The sequence below is a fragment of the Pseudoxanthomonas mexicana genome (genome assembly GCF_014397415.1).
Lineage (GTDB): Bacteria > Pseudomonadota > Gammaproteobacteria > Xanthomonadales > Xanthomonadaceae > Pseudoxanthomonas_A > Pseudoxanthomonas_A mexicana.
Genome location: NZ_CP060731.1, coordinates 3,858,917 through 3,875,779, shown reverse-complemented (window position 1 = coordinate 3,875,779; position 16,863 = coordinate 3,858,917). Strand labels below are relative to the sequence as shown.

Below are 16,863 nucleotides of genomic sequence, written 5' to 3'. Positions count from 1 at the left end.
AACGGGGCGGCATGGGAGCGGGCCGGCGCTCTGTTGCGCACGGATGACGCCGGCTGAGGCGCGGCGATGCTGCCCTCAGTCGGGCGGCGATGGTGCCGCGGCGGCGGGATGGTGCGGGCCGCGCAGCACGAGGTGGCCACTGCGGACGAGCTCGCCGGGATCGCGTCGCACAGGGTCGGCATCGGGCAACGGCGAGCGCGACGGCGAGGCTTCGTAAACCGCCCAACCGTTCCGCCCGTGCGCCTTGACCTCGTACAGCGCGCGGTCCGCCAGCGAAACCAGTTGCTCCCACCCCAGCAGATCGAGGGCTTCGGGAAAGGGCGGATAGCCGATCAGACCCAGCGACGCCGTCACCTGCAGACGCGTGCCGGCCACCTCCACCGGCTCGCTGGCGATCGCGGTACAGATGCGGCGGCCGAGGGCGTGCAGCTCGTGCCTGGGCATCGGCCGGAACACCATCAGGAATTCCTCGCCGCCCCAGCGGACCAAGTAGTCGCCTTCGCGCGACAAGATGCGCAGGCGGTGTGCGACGGTCTGCAGTACGTGGTCGCCGGCCTGGTGGCCATGGCCGTCGTTGATCGACTTGAAGTGGTCGATGTCCAGCAGCACGAACGCCAGCACGTCCACGCCGGTGGCGAACTTGGGCATACGCTGGTAGTAGGCGATGTCCGCCGGCAGCTGGCGCGCGAGGTAGCGACGATTGTGCAGGCTGGTCAGCGGATCGGTCAGGCTGATCGCTTCCAGCTGGCGGTTGGCCTGCTGCAGGTCCCGCGTGCGCTGCTGCACCAGGCGCTCCAGCGCCACCCGACGGTTGTGGTGGCGGCGCAGCACCCAGCGGTTGGACAGCAGCACCAGCACGCCCAGCGCCACCGCCAGCAGCAGGTAGAACCAGGCGCTTTCGTAGAAGTAGGGCGCGATGGTGAACGCCTGCGTCGCCGCCGCGCGCCCGGAGACGCCGCTGTTGTTGGTGCCGAGCACTTCGAACACGTAACGTCCGGCCGGCAGGTTGGTGTAGGTGGCGCTGCGCTGGTGCGGGTCGTCGAGCAGCTTCCAGTCCTCGTCGTAGCCCTTCAGGCGGTAACGGATGTCGATATGGTCCGAGGCCTGGAAGCTGAGCGTGGTGAATTCGAAGCGCAGGTCGCGCGCGTCACGCGGCAGCGACCAGGCCGCGGCCGGGTCGGCGGCCCGCCAGTGCCCACGTACCTGCACCCGCTCGATCACCGATTCGGGCACGTAGTCGTTGGCCAGGGGTTGGTCCGTCGCCATCACCACCAGGCCATCGCGCGTCGGCAGCCACAGCGCGTGGTCGGCCATGAAGCCGCGGCTGTTGCCCGCGCCGTTGCAGCAGTCGCCCTTCTGCCCGCCATGGCGGTCGCCGCGCTCGTTCAGCAGCGTGCGTGCCGGGACGCGTGCGGCAGGGTTCCCCGTGGCGGCCAGGAGGTCGGTGATCCTGACCCGGTAGATGCCCCGCAGCCCGCCGACCCAGAGGAAGTCGTTGCCGTCCTCGGCGAAGAAGAACGGGGCGTTGGCCGGGATGCCGCGCGTCTTGTCCAACCGTGTCCAGCGCTCCCCATCGAACACCAGCATCAGTTCCTCGGACAGCGCACCGACCAGCCATTGGCCGCCGGCCAGTTCGTGCAGGGCCACGATGTGGGGCGCGTCCAGTCCGGTCCCGGTGAGCGGGATGGCGACCAGGCGCTCGTCGACGAATTCGTACAGGCCGCTCTGCGTGCCCACCAGCAGGCGGCCGTCGCGGGTCTCCATCAGCACGCGCACGCGCACGTCGCGCAGGCCGGCCTCGGTGCCATAACGGCGCAGCCGTTCGCCACCGTCCCAGCGATACAGCCCCGTGCTGGTGGCGAACCACAGCCGGCCCCCGCGATCGCGCACGATGCCGTTCACCTGTGCAGCGTCCAGCGCCGCCAGCATGCGTGGGTGCTGCACGCGGCCACCGCGATAGAGCGCGGCCCCATCGCGCGTGCCGATCCACGTCTGCCCGTTCTCCGGCAACAGGCTGTAGGCGGCCGGATGCGGCAACGCGGGACCAGGCACGACCAGGCGGAAGCGGCCGTTCTCCAGCACGCTGACGCCGTCGTCGCTGCCCACCCAAACGCGGCCGTCGGGGCCCTGTGCGGTGGACCAGAGCAGTGGTTGCAGCAGTCCCTCCGCGCGGCTGTAGCGCCGCGTCCAGCCGTTCCAGGCGCGGCTGACGCCTTCGTTGTTGCTGCCCAGCCACAGGTTGGATTCGCGGTCTTCGTAGAACGCGCGGATCTCGGCCAGCGGACCCTCGCCGCGGATCCGTTCGAGCAGACGCCCCGCGCGGAGGCGGTAGACCGCATCGCGCGTGCTGGCCCAGAGGACGCCATCGCGATCCTCGCGCAGCGCGAGGATCCCCCCGCTGGCCGGCGCCACCGCGCCATGGCGCTGCCACTGGCGCCCCGACAGCACGAACAGCCCCGCCTCGGTGCCCGCCCACACCCGTCCGTCGTGATGCGCCAGCGCCACCACATGGGCCGTGGTCGCGCCTCCAGGCAGCGCCAACACGCGTTCGCCGCTGGCATCGAAGGCGTGCACGCGCCCCCGGCCGCCCACCCAGAGCGTGCCGTCCCGATCCACGTGCAGCGCCAGGGCGCCGCCCTCCGGGAGGGCGTGCAGCATCTCCAGCCGATCGTTGGCGACCGCCATCACGCCGCGGCGCGTCGCCACCAGCAGCCGGCCCGTGGCATCCGCGGTCAGGGCCAGCACTTCGACCACGTCGCCTTCGCCCGGCGCCACCGGTACCTTGCGCACCCGGTGGCCCTCGCGCACCGCCAGGCCCTGGGGCGTACCGATCCACAGGCGACCGGCGCGGTCGGTGTGCAGGGCCTGGATCCAGGTGCTGGGCAGTTCGGGCGTGGTGTCCAGGTCGAAATTGGTGAAGCGCACGCCGTCGAAGCGGCTCAGGCCGGCCTGCGTGCCGAACCACAGGTAGCCCGGCTTGTCCTGGGCGATCGCCAGCACGCTGAGCTGGGGCAGGCCCTGTTCCAGGCTCCAGTGGTTGCGCACGTAGTGGTGGAACGACTTGGACGGGTCCAGTGCCTGAGCCGGCGGGCAAAGCGCGGCCATCCCGCCCAGCAGGGGCAGGCACCAGGCCGCCAGGCGGCGCCGCCAGGACGGGCGGGCGCGGCGGGTCGTGTCCGCGGGCTCGGACAGGGCGCGTCTCCGGTAAGTGGGTTTACCTTTACCGTATCGGCTCGCGCGGATGCGTCTAAAGGGCGGCAACCTGAATCGGGAGAGCCGTAGCACGGGTAGGGGGCCGAGGCCACATTCTTATGCCACGCCAGCGAGATACCGGATCCCGGTTTCGCTGCGTTCTACTCGGGCTGCGTCGCTAGTATCAGCATGGCGAGCCGGTGACGTAGACCGCCGCCTCCTCGCCGAACTCGAGCTCCATCGCGCTTCTCACCAGACCGGGGATGGCGAGCCAGGAGGTGTTGGCGAATGTGTCGATGCCCCCGAATCGCGCTTCGTGAGCCAAGTAGAGCGCCTCGGCACGCTTCATCCTTACATGCTCGTCGAGCAGGAGAGATCGCCTGTGTCGCTTCATAAGCAGTCGCAAGTCTCTAACCGTCACGATCCCGAATCTGCGCAGTTCCTCTGGTAACTCGTTCAGCGCTTTCGAGCCGTAGTCATTCCTGCGACGGAACAGTGGTCTGACAACGCGGCGGATGGACTCGGAATCCAGCTGTGCGGTGTCGACTCTTTGACGTGCGGTTTGGCGCTTCATCGATGGAGATGCCACAGAAAAAAATTCTCTTGCATGACAGCAGCGATATCGCCGGCATCAGCACTCGATGACATTCACCGCCAACCCGCCGCGGCTGGTTTCCTTGTACTTGTCCTGCATGTCGCGCCCGGTGTCGCGCATGGTCTTGATGACCTTGTCCAGCGAGACTTTGTGCTTGCCGTCGCCGCGCATGGCCATGCGGCTGGCGTTGATGGCCTTCACCGCGCCCATTGCGTTGCGCTCGATGCACGGGATCTGCACCAGGCCGCCGATAGGGTCGCAGGTCAGGCCCAGGTTGTGTTCCATGCCGATCTCGGCCGCGTTCTCGATCTGGCTGGGACTGCCGCCCAGCGCCGCGACCAGTCCGCCGGCCGCCATCGAGCAGGCCACGCCCACTTCGCCCTGGCAGCCGACTTCGGCGCCGCTGATGCTGGCGTTCTCCTTGTAGAGGATGCCGATGGCCGCGGCGGTCAGCAGGAAGTCGAACACGCGCTGCTCGCTGTTCCCCGGGCAGAAGCGGTCGAAGTAATGCAGCACCGCCGGAATGATGCCGGCCGCGCCGTTGGTAGGCGCGGTGACCACGCGGCCGCCGGCGGCGTTCTCCTCGTTCACGGCCAGCGCGTACAGGTTCACCCAGTCCAATACCGTCAGCGGATCGCGCATGGCGGCTTCCGGCTTGCTGGACAGCTCGCGATGCAGCGCGGGCGCGCGACGCGATACATGCAGGCCGCCCGGCAGGGTGCCCTCCTCGCGGATGCCGCGTGCCATGCACGACTGCATGGCGTTCCAGATCGCACGCAGGCCGTCGCGGATCTCGTCTTCGCTGCGCCACGCCTTCTCGTTCTCGAACATCATCGCGGCGATGCTCAATCCGCTGCGCTGGCACTGCGCCAGCAGCTCGTCGCCGCTCCTGAACGGATACGGCAGCGGCGTTTCGTCGGCGACGATGCGGTCCACCGCCGCGTCGTCCTGATTGACCACGAAGCCGCCGCCGACCGAGTAGTAATCGCGCGTGGCGATCACCTCGTCGTTCGCATCGAAGGCGGTGAAGCGCATGCCGTTGGTGTGGTACGGCAGCTTTTGCCGCTTGTTCATCAGCACGTCGCGCTTCTCGTCGAAGGCGACCTCGTGCGTGCCGTTCAACAGGATGCGCTTGCCGGCGCGGATGCGCTCCAGCGCCGGCGGGATGATGTCGGGGTCGATTTCGTTGGGGTAGTGGCCTTCCAGGCCCATCAGCACCGCCTTGTCGGTGCCATGACCGCGGCCGGTCAGGGCGAGCGAACCGAAGACTTCGGCGCGGATGCGTGCCACGTCCTGCAGGCGCCCGCCGTCGACCAGCCAGCGCGCGACGAAGCGCGCGGCCGCCCGCATCGGACCCACCGTATGCGAGGAACTCGGGCCGATGCCGATCTTGAACAGGTCGAACGTGCTGACTGCCATGCTGCGAACCACCGCGGAAAGGCCGCTATTCTAAGCACGTACACGCCGGACGCCCCTCATTCCCCTGCCGCCATGCCCCTGATCCTCTATCAACGCGACGACTGCCACCTGTGCGACCTGGCGCTCGACGTGCTCGCGCAGGCCCGGGTTCCCGAGTTCGAGAGCGTGTTCATCGACGAGGATGACGTGCTGGAAGCGCGCTATGGCATCCGGGTGCCTGTGCTGCATCGCAGCGATACCGGTGCGGAGCTGGACTGGCCGTTCGGCGTCGACGCCGTGGCCGCGTTCCTGCAACCCTGAAACTGTCCGTCCGCGAAACGGCGACTGCGCGAGGCATCCCGGCGTGAGCCTGGCGGGCTAGGCTGGCTTCGTCTGCGCATGGGGGTTCGCCAATGGGTCGGATGCGATGGGGATGGCTGGCCTTGGTCGCGATCGCTATCGGCGCGCCGATCGCGCGCAGCCAAACTTCCGAAGACGACGCGGCCTTGCACCGCATGCACGACGCCTTCGTCGAGGCCTTCATCGACAGCCAGGGGTTCGGCAAGCGGCGGGTCACACCGATGATGGTGCGCATGCGCTACTACCAGTTCGAAGGCGTAGGCGAGAAGGGGCGCTGCGTGTTCGACGTCGAACTGGTCGGTGTCGCCCGGCACGATCCCCCCGTCGTCCATCGCGCGGGATTCATGGGTTTCCAGCATCGCGACGACGATGCCGCCATGCCCGCGTTACCCACATCGACGCGCACGTTGCAGGCGTGGGAACGCCAGGCCCTGGCCCGGTTGATCGGTGGCGCCGACATCGTCGTGGATGCAGGACCAGGCGGTGAGCGCGCGATGGGACCCATCCGCGCCCGCCCGGATTGCCTGGCGTGCCATCGCGACCATCGCGAGGGCGAGGTATTGGGTGCCCTCAGTTACGGGCTGGGTCGCATCACCGTCGCGCCGGACGTACCTGACCGGCGCGACTGCCGGCCCCAAGGGATCAACGCGGCTTCAACACGACCTTCGTACTGATCGCGACCTCGTTCGGAATCGTCGAGGTGTCCGCCCAATCGCCGCCGCCCACGCCGAAGTCCAGCCGCTTCACCGTCGCCTTGCCGGTCAGCACCGGCTGCGCGCCGGGCGTCCAGGTGAAGGTCAGCGTCACCGGCTTGCTGGCACCGCGCAGCGTGAGCGTGCCGTCGGCCGCGTACTGGTTGCCGCCCAGCGCGCGGAACTTCGTCGCCGTGTAGCGCGCCTGCGCGAACTTGCCCACGTTGAAGAAGTCGGCCGACACCAGCGTGTCGTCGCGGTCCTTGTTGCCGGTCTGCGTGCCGGCCAGCTGGATGGCGACATCCAGCTTGCTGGTGGCCAGCTGCTTGGGGTCGAAGCTCATCGTGGTGGTGACGCTGCCGAACCTGCCGGTGAAGGTTTCGCCCTGGTAGCTGCTGGCGAACACAAGCGTCGAGCCGGGGGCCTGCACGTAGTCGGCGGCCGCGGCCTGGCCTGCGGTGGCCAGCAACAGGGCGGCGAGCGCGAGACGCATGCGGTCAGGGGTTTTCATCGGGGGAATCCTGCGGGGTGGGGGAAGAGGAAGCGGGTGCCGCGACGGGCGCCAGTGTGGGCGCCTTGCGGCGTCCCGGCAGCATGCGCGTGAGCGTCGTGTCGCCCTGGAACAGGTGGTGGTACAGCGCCGCACCGACGTGGGCGACCACCAGCGCCACCAGCACCCAGAACAGCAGTTCATGCGCGCCTTCTGCCGCTTCATGCACGCCGTCGCTGCGGCCGGTGATGGCAGGCAGGTTGAACAGCTTGAACCACTGCAGGGGATAGCCGGCGGACGAGTTCAGCACCCAGCCCGACAGCGGGATGGCGAACAGCAGTGCATACAACAGGAAATGCGTCACCGATGCGATGCGCTGCTGCCAGGTGGGCGTTCCGGGCACAGGCGCCGGCGCGCCGGCGTACACGCGCCACAGCACGCGCAGCACGACCAGCGCCAGGATGGTCAGGCCGATCGACTTGTGCAGGGCGTAGATGTTGATCTTGCGCGGCCCGTTCGGCAGGTCGCCCATGGTCAGGCCGATATACGCCATCACCAGGATCAGCGCCACGATGACCCAATGGAACAGCTGGCTGACCGCACCCCAGCGATCGTCGGTGTTCTTCAGGGTCATGGCGTCGGCTCCGGCGGTGGCGGTGGCGGTGGCGGTGGGGAAGGCAGGGTGTCGGCGGTTGGCACGTCGTCATCTGCCTTGCCGTCGTAGGTGGCTTCGGCCTCGATGCGGAGTTCCACCTCGTCGCCGATCACCGATTTCCAGGCCGTGATGCCGAAGTCGGCGCGGCTCAGCGTGGTGGTGGCCGAGAAGCCCACCGTGCGCCGGAACGGCGGCATCGGGTGACGCTTGGCGGCGTTGAGCATCGCATCGAGGACGACTTCGCGCGTCACGCCGCGCAGGGTCAGGTCGCCGTGCACGCGGGCGTGCGTGGCATCGACGGGTTCGACCCGCGTGGAGACGAAGCGCGCCTCGGGGTGGTCTTCCGCATCGAGCAGGGACTTCGCCAGCGTGGCCTTGTTCCAGTCGGCGTCGCCCAGGTCCACGCGTGCGATCGGCACCCGCACATCGACCTTCGCACGGCTCCAGTCGTCCGGATCGAAGATCAGGGTGCCGGTGCTTCCGGACACGGTGCCGAGCGCCTTGGATAACCCCGCGTGCGAGATGGCGAACATCACGCGCGTGTGCACCGGGTCCAGGCGGTACTCCGCCAGCGTGTCGCGGGCACCGGCCACGGCGGGCAGCAGCGCCAGCAGGCAGCAGGCGCGCAGCAGCAGGTGGCGGAGGAAGGGGCCGGGCATGGGGTCGGATTCTAGGGTGACGGCCCCCGAAGATACCCCGCTTGCGCGTGCAACGGTCCGTTGCGACGATGCCGGAAGGGGTCACCAGGGAACGAGGGGCGGGCAGGAATGGCGAGGCGTGCGGGGTGGCTGTTGCTGGTGTGGCTGGTCTGCGCGTCCGTGCAGGCAACGGTGCCCGAGATCCCCCGCTTCCGCCTGCTGGGCGCCGGCGACGGCCTGCCGTCGACCACCATCCCGGCGCTCGCGCGCGACCGCTCCGGCTACCTGTGGATGGCCACCTGGGATGGCCTGGCACGCTACGACGGCGTGGGTTTCAAAGTGTGGCGGCACGATCCGGCCGATCCGGCTTCGTTGCCCGGCAACGTGGTGCAGGCACTGCACATCGACGCCGCCGACCGCGTATGGGTGGGCACCGAGAATGGCGGCCTCAGCGTGATGGAGGCGGACCGGGGCGGATTCCGCCATTTCCGCCAGGCGGACCATCCGCAGATGGGCAGCGACGACGTGTTCGCCATCACCAGCCGCGGCAGCGACGTGTGGTTCGGCACGTTCGGCGGCGGACTGCACCGGCTGTCGGCGGATGGCCGCATCACGCGGTTCAGCGCATCGGCCGACGCAGGGAGCGGCCTGCCTTCGGACAACGTACTGTCGCTGGCGTTCGACGCCCGTGGCGTGCTGTGGATCGGCACCATGGACGGGCTTGCCCGCTACGACGGGCGTGACGTGCGCCGGTTCGCGTTGCCGCACAGCCAGGACGCGATCGTCTATTCGGTGACCGCGGACGGGAATGCGGTATGGGTCGGCGCGTCCGACGGCGTGCACCGGTGGTCGCCGCAGCAGCGGTGGGTGTCGCCGCCGTGGTCGGCGATGTTCGCCCGGCCCAATGCGTTGATCGCGATGGCCAGCGACGGCCAAGGCGAATACTGGCTCGCCAGTCAGGGCGGGTTGTGGCGCACCGATGGCGACCTGGCGCCCGCCCCGGTCAACTACGATGCGCAGAACGTGGGCATCGGCCGCGTCCTGCAGACCGTGCTGGCGCTGCCGGACGGAGGACTGTGGGTGCCGGTGCCGACCCGTGGGCTGGCCTACCTGCGTTCGGACTGGCGACGCATCGCCGCGTTCTCGCCGGCGCAGGGTCTGGGTGGCGGACTCTATCGCGGCATCTCGCAGGCCGGGGCTGACGGCGTCTGGATCGCCAGCAGCACCGGCAAGGTGGAACGGCTGGACACCCGCCGCGGCCACGTCACCCCGCTGCCGCACCATGCGGCCCTGCTGGGCGAACTGCGGCTCACCTCGGTCCTGCAGGACCGCCACGGGCAGCTGTGGATCGGCCACCGCAACGGCCTGATCCGCACCGATCCCCGCACCGGTGCGATGGTGCAGTGGACGCAACAGGGCGAGCACGCCGTGCCCGACGGCACCTCGATCGACTGGCTGGTGGAAGCGGCGGACGACACCCTGTGGCTGGTCACGCAGATGGGCAGCGTGCAGCAGCGCGACGCCCGCAGCGGGCGCGTGCTGCGCACGATCGCCAAGGACGATGAGGCGACGGGGCTGCCCGACATCGAGGGCATCGCGGTCGCGCCCGACGGCCGCCTCTGGCTGGGCGGCGCCGAAGGCATGCGCGTCTGGGACGCGGCCGCCGCGCGCTTCGTTCCGGTGCCCGCCATGGGCAGCGAGCGGGTGTACGCCTTCGCCTTCGAACACGCCGACCGTCTCTGGCTGCACCGCATGTCCGGTGTCGAGGCGTGGCGCCGCGATGCGGCCGGCTGGGTGCGCGAACGCCGGATCGGCGCCGACGAAGGATTGCCCGCGGTCGAGTCGACCGGGCTGGCCGTGGATCCGCAGCGCCGGGTGTGGCTGGGTACCCGGCGCGGACTGTTCCGCATCGATCCGAACCTGCGCGGATCCCGCGCGCTGTTGCGCAACTTCGGCGTGCGCGAAGGCCTGCTGAGCCAGGAACTGAACGACCGCGGCCTGCTGATGACGGCCGACGGCCTGCTGGCGACGACGGCGGCGGACGGATCGGTGGCGTTGCTCGACACCCACCTGCCGGACCCGAAGCCGGTGACGCCCAACCTGGTGGTGGACAGCCTGCAGGTGAGCCGCGGCGACAGCCTGGTGCACATGCGCGTGGACCAGCCGCTGCAGCTGCAGCCGGGCGACCACGAGCTGCTGGTCGGCACGCGCCTGCTCAGCTACGAGAATCCGCTGGGCAACCGCTACCGGTCGTTGCTGGAAGGGTTCGATGGCGGATGGGTCGACCAGGGCGCGAGCGGCGAGCGCGTGTTTTCCGCGCTCACGCCCGGCCGCTACCGCCTGCGCATGCAGGCCTTCGATGCGGCCGGCAATGCCTCGCGCGAACAAGTCCTGCAGCTGCACGTGCTGCCGCCGTGGTGGCGCAGTCCGTGGGGCCTGCTGCTGTTCGCGGTGCTCGGCCTGCTGGCCCTGGCGATGGCCGGCGCCGCGTACCGCCGGCGCGTGCGCCGGCGCAGCGCCTGGCAGCTGGCCGAGCACAAGCGCGAAGTCGCCGAGCAGGCCTCATTGGCCAAGACCCGTTTCCTGGCCACGCTGGGCCATGAGATCCGCACGCCCATGACCGGCGTGCTGGGCATGACCGAACTGCTGCAGTCCACGCCGCTGGACGAGCGGCAGAAGGGTTATACCGACGCCATCCAGCGCGCCGGCACGCATCTGTTGCGCCTGGTCAACGATGCGCTGGACCTGGCCAAGATCGAAGCCGGCAAGCTGGAGCTGCAGCAGGTCGAGTTCGACCTGCATGCGCTGCTGGACGATGTCGCCGCGCTGATGGGGCCGGTGGCGGGCAAACGTGGGCTGGCGTTCCATCACGGCATCGCCGCCGGGGTGCCGCGCCGGGTGCGCGGCGATCCGCTGCGGCTGCGGCAGATCCTGCTCAACCTGCTGGGCAATGCGATCAAGTTCACCGAGGCCGGCCACGTGTCCCTGCAAGCCGTGACGTTGGCGCCCGAGGGCGTGCGGCTGACCGTCGGCGACAGCGGGCCGGGCATCAATGCCGAACAGCAGGCGCGGCTGTTCCGTCGCTTCGAGCAGGCCGAGGGGGCGCAGACCACGGCGCGCTATGGCGGCAGTGGATTGGGCCTGGCGATCTGCCAGGAACTGGCGGTCGCCATGGGGGGGCGCATCGACGTGGACAGCGCGCCGGGCAAGGGCACGCGGTTCTCCGTCGACCTGCCCGCGCTGCGCGCCTTCCCCGACGCGCAGGCCACGTTCACGAAGGAGGCGGCGCCCGTTGCGCCGGCGCGGGAGGTTGGCGCGCTCGATATCCTGCTGGTCGAGGACGACACGACCGTGGCGGACGTGGTGGCGGGCCTGCTGCGCGCGCGCGGTCACCGCGTCACCCACGCGCCGCATGGGCTCGCCGCGCTCACCGAGATCACGGCGGCCACGTTCGACATCGCCTTCCTCGATCTCGACCTGCCCGGCCTGGACGGCATGGCGCTGGCGCAGCAGATGCGCCAGCGTGGCCTGGATACCCCGCTGGTCGCCCTGACTGCGCGTACCGATGCCGAAGCCGAGCCGCGCGCACGTGCGGCCGGCTTCGACGATTTCGTCCGCAAGCCGGTCACCGGCGACATGCTGGCGGCGGTGATCGCATCGCACGAGCGTGGCGCGCGCGCGGTGGGGGACTGAACCGTGAGGGCCGCCATCCGCCGGATCGCCGTGATCGCTGCCGTGGCGTTGTCGGTGGTGTCCGCAGGCGCCCTGGCGGCCGAGGCGGACGCACCGCCCCCGTTGCTGGGGCACTACATCACCGACACCCGCGCGCTGTATCCGCTGCGCGTGGGCGACTGGGAGGCCGCGGGCGAGAAGCGCTACGAGCCGCAGGAACTGGGCGTGTCGGTCCGCTACCAGGACACCCGCCGCCCGGACCGCTGGATGGACCTGTACCTGTATCCGGCCGGGGTGATGTTCGACCCCGTGTTCGAGCAGGTCTTCCGGCAGGGCGTGGACGAGATCGTGCAGATCGCGCGGGACCGGCAGGCGGGTGAAGTGCATGTGGGGCAGACGCGCGTGTTCGCCACGATGCCGGCCGCCGGTGCCGGCCTGTTGGGCGAACTGGCCGTGAAGGCGCGCTCGTTCGCGCTGGACATGCCGATGCACGATGCGCGCTACCGTTCCGCGCTGGCCATGACCGTGCGCGATCTCTACTTCATCAAGGTCCGCTACAGCGTGCAGGCCGACCGTGCCGCGGACGAGGATGTCCAGGCAGAGGCGGAAACCCTGTTGTCCGGCTTCGTCGCCAGCGTGCGCGTGCTGAACACCGGGTACTGCCGGCAGGTCCTGCAGGTGCGCGCCATCCCGCAGGGGCAGGCGCGGCCCGAGGCGCTGCTGGCCAGCACCAACGACGGCCGCGAAGACGAAATGTGGATCACCGACGACACGGTCTACCTGCGCGGTGAGGTCATCGCGCAACAGGCCCAGGCGGCCAGGCTGCGGGACGAGGCGCAGGCGATCCGCGACGTACTGCGTGGCCATTGCGTGGCGCCCGACGCGATGGAGATGGCCGTCCCCGACGGCATGCGCGAGATCCGGTTCGAGTACCGCCTGCCTCCGGAGGGCTCCGACGGCAGCGCGCCTCGCCTGCGCGGGCAGCGCACCGGCGTGGGGTGAACGGCGCGTCAGCGGAGGGCGCGGGCTTCGATCACCCCGAGCAGGGGGTCGTAGTAGAACCAGTCGCTGGCGTTGTCGGCGATCCAGCCGATGCGGGCGCGCGCCGCGGGCGGAACATGGCAGAGCACGGCATGGCCGTAGTCCTCGCCCGGGGCGGAAGGCGCGGGCGGCGTGTCCGCCAGCAGGTCCTGCAGCGAGCCGGGCTTGTCGCCCCAGGTCAGGCAGTCGGCCTCCGCGCTGCTTTCCAAGGGCCAGTCCATCCTCGACCAGAAGGCGTCGCGACCGCGTGCCTGCAGGCGATGGGCGTCGTGCGTCTCGCCTGTCGTGACCAGGGTGACGCGCCAGTGGTGGCCGGCTTCCTCCACCTGCCAGACCACGTCGTCCGCCGACGCGGTCGCCGCGTGGCCGTAGTCACCGGCGAAGGCGGACGGTTCGCCGGTACGTGCGATGCACGGCAGCGCACACAGGAACAGCAGAAGGCATCCACGCATCGGTTCAGTCCGCCCAGGCTTCGACGTAGAGGGTTTGGCCGGCATGGTCCGGGTCGGCATGGATCCATCGGCCGGACGTGTCGCCGGTGGCCAGGTACAGGCCGTCGCCGGTATCCACCATGGTGCACGGCACCTGCGTTTCCCCGGCCAGCGCACGTGCCTGGCAGGCAGTTTCCAGGAAGCGGCGCAGGGGCGGTGCGGCCTGTTCGTACGGCGCATCGACCACGTACTGGTGGTCGCCCCAGCGGCTGGAATCCATCAGCCGCACTTCCAGTACCGGCAGTCCTGCCAGGTGCACCTGGTCCGCACGCAGCCGGGCGCGGGCGGTCACCGCCGTGAGCGCCTGCTGCGCGTCATCGGCCAGGGCCTCCTCGCAGTCCAGTTCCACCTGGGCCACCCGACTGGACCAGCCCGGGGGCAGTTCGTCCAGGCGGCGGGCACGGATGCGGTCGCAGCCCGGCATCGCGTCGCGGCTGCCGCCTGCGTGGTCGTCCGGCACCACCATCACCAGGGCGGGGAAGTCGCCGCCCGTCACCTGCAGGCGGCCGGGCGTACCGGCCTCGCCGGCATGCACGCGCGCACCGGCCACCAGCAGCATGCCGGCGACGGTGGGCACAAGCGGGTGGCGGCAGTCCATTGCGTCGCTCAGGGAAGGGGCGTGCGCTCAGCGTGCGCTGTAGGCGTGCACTTCGTCCACCAGCACGGCCACATGGTCGGGGTTCATGTCCGGCGACATGCCGTGGCCCAGATTGAACACATGGCCCTCGCGCGAACCGCCATTGCCGTCGCGATAGCTGTCCAGGGCGCGGCGGACCTCGCGGCGGATCGCTTCGGGCGAGCCGTACAACGTGGCCGGATCCAGGTTGCCCTGCAGCGCGACCCTGCCCTGCGTACGACGCGCGGCGTCGCCCAGCTCGACCAGCCAGTCCACGCCCACGCCTTCGGCACCGCTGGCCGCCAGGTCTTCCAAGTAGGCGGCGGTGCCCTTGCCGAACAGGATCAGCGGGGTGCGCTCGGCCCCGTCACCGCGTTGCAGTTCCTGCGCGATGCGCTGCAGGTAGGGCAGGGAGAACTCGCGATACATCGCCGGGCTCAGCACGCCGCCCCAGGTGTCGAACACCTGCAGCGCCTGTGCGCCGGCCGCGCGCTGGGCGGCCAGGTAGGCGATCACGGCATCGGTGTTGACCGACAGCAGGCGGTGCAGCGCGGCAGGTTCGTTCAGCGCCATCGCCTTGATGCGGGCGAAGTCCTTGCTGCCGCCGCCTTCCACCATGTAGCAGGCCAGCGTCCACGGGCTGCCGGAAAAGCCGATCAGCGGCACCTTGCCGTCCAGTTCGCGCCGGATCACCCGCACCGCGTCCATCACGTAGCGCAGTTCGGTTTCCATGTCCGGCACGCCCAGCTTCGCCGCGTCGGCGGCGCTGCGCACGGTACGCTCGAACTTCGGGCCCTCGCCTTCGACGAAGTACAGGCCCAGCCCCATCGCATCGGGGATGGTCAGGATGTCGGAGAACAGGATGGCGGCGTCCAGGTCGAAACGGCGCAGCGGCTGCAGCGTCACTTCACAGGCGACCTCCGGATTCTTCGCCATGCCCAGGAAGCTGCCGGCTTCCTTGCGGGTGGCGCGGTACTCCGGCAGGTAACGACCGGCCTGGCGCATCAGCCATACCGGCGTGCAATCCACTGGTTCGCGGCGCAGGGCGCGCAGGAAGCGATCGTTCTTCAGGGCAGTCATCGGTTATCCGGGGGAAGGGTTACTTGGGCGCGTCCGCGCCACGGGCGAACATCAGCTGGAATCCGCGCTTGAGGTGGCTGTCGCGGGCTTTCTCGAACGCGGCGTTCGCCTCGTCCTGCAGCAGGTACTGCTCGCGCTTCAGCGTCGCACGGCCGCCGATCTGGCCGGTTTCGCGCAACAGCTCCCAGCCCCCGAACAGATCGGGCTGCAAGGTCAGCTGGACGTAGCGGGGCGCTTCGCCCGCGTCGGGGCGTTGCTGGAGAAAGACGCGCATGGCGGCATTTTAGCCGGACAGCACGGCCAGCACGCGGCTTTCGTCCACGTCGGGCACCACCTCGGCCCGGCCCAGGCCGCGCCACAGCACCAGCCGCAGGCGACCGGCCAGGTTCTTCTTGTCCAGGCGCATGCGGGCCAGCAGGCGTTCGGGGGCCAGTCCGGCGGGAATGCGGGTAGGCAGGCCGTAGTCGCGCAGGGTCGCTTCCAGCCGGTCGGCGTCGCCGGACGGGGCCATGCCCAGGTCGGCCGACAGCCGCGCGGCCAGCACCATGCCCACCGCCACCGCCTCGCCATGGTTGAGGTTGTCGTTGCCCAGGCCGCCGTAGCCCTGCTCGGTCTCGATGGCATGGCCGAAGGTGTGGCCGAAGTTCAGCAGCGCGCGCTCGCCCTTCTCCAGCGGGTCGCGGGCCACGATCTCGGCCTTGTGCTCGCAGCTGGCGGCGATGGCCAGCGCCAGCGCTTCGCCGTCCATCGCCAGCAGCGCCTGGCGTTCCTGTTCCAGCCACTGGAAGAAGCGCGCATCGCGGATGGCACCGTACTTGATCACTTCCGCCAGGCCGGCGCGCAGCTCGCGCGCCGGCAGCGTCGCCAGCGCATCGGTGTCGGCGAACACGGCGCGTGGCGGATGGAAGGCGCCCACCAGGTTCTTGCCCTGCGGGATATCGACCGCGGTCTTGCCGCCCACCGACGAATCGACCATCGACAGCAGCGTGGTGGGCACCTGCACGCAGTCCACCCCGCGCATCCAGCAGGCGGCCGCGAATCCGGCCAGGTCGCCGACCACGCCGCCGCCCAGCGCCACCACGCAGGCGTCGCGGGTGGCGCCCAGGGTGGCAAGTGCCTCGATGGCATGACCGAAGTGCGCCAGCGTCTTAGATTCCTCGCCCGCAGGCAGGATGAACGTGCCGATGGCTAGGTCCGGACGCGCGGTGCGCAGCGCCTCGCGTACCGTACCGGCGTACAGTGGCGCGACGACCGAGTCGCTGACCAGCAGCACGTGCCGGCCGCGGACATGCCGCGCCAGCGCGTCGCCGTCGCCCAGCAGGCCCGGCCCGATGGCGATAGTGTAGGGAATCTCGCCGCCGACATCGACGGTGCGTGCGTGGTTCATGCGTTCTCTTCGATGGGCTGCCAGCGGTGCGCCAGCAGCTGGGTCAGGCGGGCCGTCGCTTCGGGCGGCGTCAGGCCGACGGTATCCAGGGTCAGGTCGGCCACCTCGCGGTACAGCGGTTCGCGCGTCACCGCCATGTCGTGCAGTACCTGCTCGCGGTCGGCGCGCTGCAGCAGCGGGCGGTTGGTGCAGCGGCCGAGCCGCTTCAGCTGGGCCTCCACGCTGACCTGCAGGTAGACCACATAGCCGCGCTGTTTCATCCACATCCGGTTTTCGGCATCCAGCACGGCGCCGCCGCCGGTGGACACCAGCTGGCCGTGGCCAGCGAGGAGGTCGTGCAGGACAGCCTTTTCGCGTTCGCGGAAGCCGGCTTCGCCCACGTGCTCGAACAGCGTGGCGATGCTGGCCCCGGTCCGCTCGACGATGGCCTGGTCCGCATCCACGAACGCCAGCCCGAAGCGCTCGGCCACGCGCCTGCCGATGGAGGTCTTGCCTGCGCCGGTGGGACCGACCAGGATCAGGTTGGGGGCCGGATTCATGATGGGCAGATGCTAGC

General features: G+C 70.0%; 15 protein-coding genes and 1 pseudogene. 4 read left to right on the top strand and 12 right to left on the bottom strand.

Going from position 1 to position 16,863, the window contains the following annotated elements:
- Window positions 1-75: 75 nt before the first annotated feature.
- From IAE60_RS18205 to IAE60_RS18195, 3 genes are all read right to left on the bottom strand, one after another.
- Complete coding sequence (locus tag IAE60_RS18205; RefSeq protein WP_187573307.1) at window positions 76-3,105, bottom strand: ligand-binding sensor domain-containing diguanylate cyclase; 3,030 nt, start codon at window positions 3,103-3,105, stop codon at window positions 76-78.
- Between the two features lie 271 nt (window positions 3,106-3,376).
- Entirely contained in the window at window positions 3,377-3,541 is a 165-nt protein-coding gene (locus IAE60_RS18880; protein WP_244966611.1) for a hypothetical protein, read from the bottom strand.
- A 282-nt stretch (window positions 3,542-3,823) separates the two neighbouring features.
- On the bottom strand, window positions 3,824-5,206 hold the full coding sequence (locus IAE60_RS18195; RefSeq protein ID WP_187573306.1) for an L-serine ammonia-lyase: 1,383 nt from the start codon (window positions 5,204-5,206) through the stop codon (window positions 3,824-3,826).
- 72 nt (window positions 5,207-5,278) lie between these two features.
- Between IAE60_RS18195 and IAE60_RS18190 the strand changes: the two genes are divergently transcribed.
- Window positions 5,279-5,506, top strand: coding sequence for a glutaredoxin family protein (locus IAE60_RS18190; RefSeq protein ID WP_187573305.1), 228 nt, complete (start codon window positions 5,279-5,281; stop codon window positions 5,504-5,506).
- A 101-nt stretch (window positions 5,507-5,607) separates the two neighbouring features.
- A complete protein-coding gene (locus IAE60_RS18185) occupies window positions 5,608-6,219 on the top strand; it encodes a hypothetical protein (protein WP_187573304.1) in 612 nt (203 codons plus the stop codon).
- On the opposite strand, the gene IAE60_RS18180 is transcribed toward IAE60_RS18185, so the two are convergent.
- From IAE60_RS18180 to IAE60_RS18170, 3 genes and pseudogenes are all read right to left on the bottom strand, one after another.
- Window positions 6,188-6,748, bottom strand: a complete 561-nt coding sequence (locus IAE60_RS18180) for a YceI family protein (protein ID WP_187573303.1) — start codon at window positions 6,746-6,748, stop codon at window positions 6,188-6,190. The two genes, IAE60_RS18185 and IAE60_RS18180, sit on opposite strands and share 32 nt — an antisense overlap.
- Window positions 6,749-6,806: 58 nt before the next feature.
- Window positions 6,807-7,361 (bottom strand): annotated as a pseudogene (locus tag IAE60_RS18175) (cytochrome b); the annotation flags it as partial.
- Entirely contained in the window at window positions 7,358-8,041 is a 684-nt protein-coding gene (locus tag IAE60_RS18170) for a YceI family protein (RefSeq protein WP_187573301.1), read from the bottom strand. The pseudogene IAE60_RS18175 and the gene IAE60_RS18170, both read right to left, overlap by 4 nt.
- A gap of 108 nt (window positions 8,042-8,149) precedes the next feature.
- Between IAE60_RS18170 and IAE60_RS18165 the strand changes: the two genes are divergently transcribed.
- Complete coding sequence (locus IAE60_RS18165) at window positions 8,150-11,713, top strand: hybrid sensor histidine kinase/response regulator (RefSeq protein WP_187573300.1); 3,564 nt, start codon at window positions 8,150-8,152, stop codon at window positions 11,711-11,713.
- 3 nt (window positions 11,714-11,716) lie between these two features.
- Window positions 11,717-12,694, top strand: a complete 978-nt coding sequence (locus IAE60_RS18160; RefSeq protein WP_187573299.1) for a hypothetical protein — start codon at window positions 11,717-11,719, stop codon at window positions 12,692-12,694.
- 8 nt (window positions 12,695-12,702) lie between these two features.
- Here the strand turns inward: IAE60_RS18160 and IAE60_RS18155 are convergent, their stop codons facing one another.
- From IAE60_RS18155 to IAE60_RS18130, 6 genes are read right to left on the bottom strand one after another with little or no spacing between them, the layout of a single operon-like run.
- Window positions 12,703-13,185 (bottom strand): hypothetical protein, encoded by a 483-nt coding sequence (locus tag IAE60_RS18155; protein WP_187573298.1) that lies wholly within the window; start codon window positions 13,183-13,185, stop codon window positions 12,703-12,705.
- 4 nt (window positions 13,186-13,189) lie between these two features.
- Window positions 13,190-13,822, bottom strand: coding sequence for a hypothetical protein (locus IAE60_RS18150; RefSeq protein ID WP_187573297.1), 633 nt, complete (start codon window positions 13,820-13,822; stop codon window positions 13,190-13,192).
- A 27-nt stretch (window positions 13,823-13,849) separates the two neighbouring features.
- Complete coding sequence (gene hemE / locus IAE60_RS18145; protein ID WP_162110432.1) at window positions 13,850-14,920, bottom strand: uroporphyrinogen decarboxylase; 1,071 nt, start codon at window positions 14,918-14,920, stop codon at window positions 13,850-13,852.
- A 19-nt stretch (window positions 14,921-14,939) separates the two neighbouring features.
- A complete protein-coding gene (locus IAE60_RS18140; protein WP_093300856.1) occupies window positions 14,940-15,194 on the bottom strand; it encodes a WGR domain-containing protein in 255 nt (84 codons plus the stop codon).
- Between the two features lie 9 nt (window positions 15,195-15,203).
- On the bottom strand, window positions 15,204-16,307 hold the full coding sequence (gene aroB, locus IAE60_RS18135; RefSeq protein WP_187573296.1) for a 3-dehydroquinate synthase: 1,104 nt from the start codon (window positions 16,305-16,307) through the stop codon (window positions 15,204-15,206).
- The gene (locus tag IAE60_RS18130; RefSeq protein WP_187573295.1) at window positions 16,304-16,846 is read right to left on the bottom strand and encodes a shikimate kinase; all 543 of its coding nucleotides are present in this window, start codon (window positions 16,844-16,846) and stop codon (window positions 16,304-16,306) included. The genes aroB and IAE60_RS18130 overlap by 4 nt, the downstream gene beginning before the upstream one ends.
- Window positions 16,847-16,863 lie beyond the last annotated feature (17 nt).

What these genes read in the sequence shown, in the direction of transcription:
- IAE60_RS18155 (WP_187573298.1), bottom strand. Translation starts at nt 13,185, where the DNA reads ATGCGTGGATGCCTTCTGCTGTTCCTGTGTGCGCTGCCGTGCATCGCA.
- IAE60_RS18195 (WP_187573306.1), bottom strand. Translation starts at nt 5,206, where the DNA reads ATGGCAGTCAGCACGTTCGACCTGTTCAAGATCGGCATCGGCCCGAGT.
- IAE60_RS18205 (WP_187573307.1), bottom strand. Translation starts at nt 3,105, where the DNA reads ATGGCCGCGCTTTGCCCGCCGGCTCAGGCACTGGACCCGTCCAAGTCG.
- IAE60_RS18170 (WP_187573301.1), bottom strand. Translation starts at nt 8,041, where the DNA reads ATGCCCGGCCCCTTCCTCCGCCACCTGCTGCTGCGCGCCTGCTGCCTG.
- IAE60_RS18880 (WP_244966611.1), bottom strand. Translation starts at nt 3,541, where the DNA reads ATGAAGCGTGCCGAGGCGCTCTACTTGGCTCACGAAGCGCGATTCGGG.
- IAE60_RS18185 (WP_187573304.1), top strand. Translation starts at nt 5,608, where the DNA reads ATGCGATGGGGATGGCTGGCCTTGGTCGCGATCGCTATCGGCGCGCCG.
- IAE60_RS18180 (WP_187573303.1), bottom strand. Translation starts at nt 6,748, where the DNA reads ATGAAAACCCCTGACCGCATGCGTCTCGCGCTCGCCGCCCTGTTGCTG.
- aroB (WP_187573296.1), bottom strand. Translation starts at nt 16,307, where the DNA reads ATGAACCACGCACGCACCGTCGATGTCGGCGGCGAGATTCCCTACACT.
- hemE (WP_162110432.1), bottom strand. Translation starts at nt 14,920, where the DNA reads ATGACTGCCCTGAAGAACGATCGCTTCCTGCGCGCCCTGCGCCGCGAA.
- IAE60_RS18150 (WP_187573297.1), bottom strand. Translation starts at nt 13,822, where the DNA reads ATGGACTGCCGCCACCCGCTTGTGCCCACCGTCGCCGGCATGCTGCTG.
- IAE60_RS18165 (WP_187573300.1), top strand. Translation starts at nt 8,150, where the DNA reads ATGGCGAGGCGTGCGGGGTGGCTGTTGCTGGTGTGGCTGGTCTGCGCG.
- IAE60_RS18130 (WP_187573295.1), bottom strand. Translation starts at nt 16,846, where the DNA reads ATGAATCCGGCCCCCAACCTGATCCTGGTCGGTCCCACCGGCGCAGGC.
- IAE60_RS18190 (WP_187573305.1), top strand. Translation starts at nt 5,279, where the DNA reads ATGCCCCTGATCCTCTATCAACGCGACGACTGCCACCTGTGCGACCTG.
- IAE60_RS18140 (WP_093300856.1), bottom strand. Translation starts at nt 15,194, where the DNA reads ATGCGCGTCTTTCTCCAGCAACGCCCCGACGCGGGCGAAGCGCCCCGC.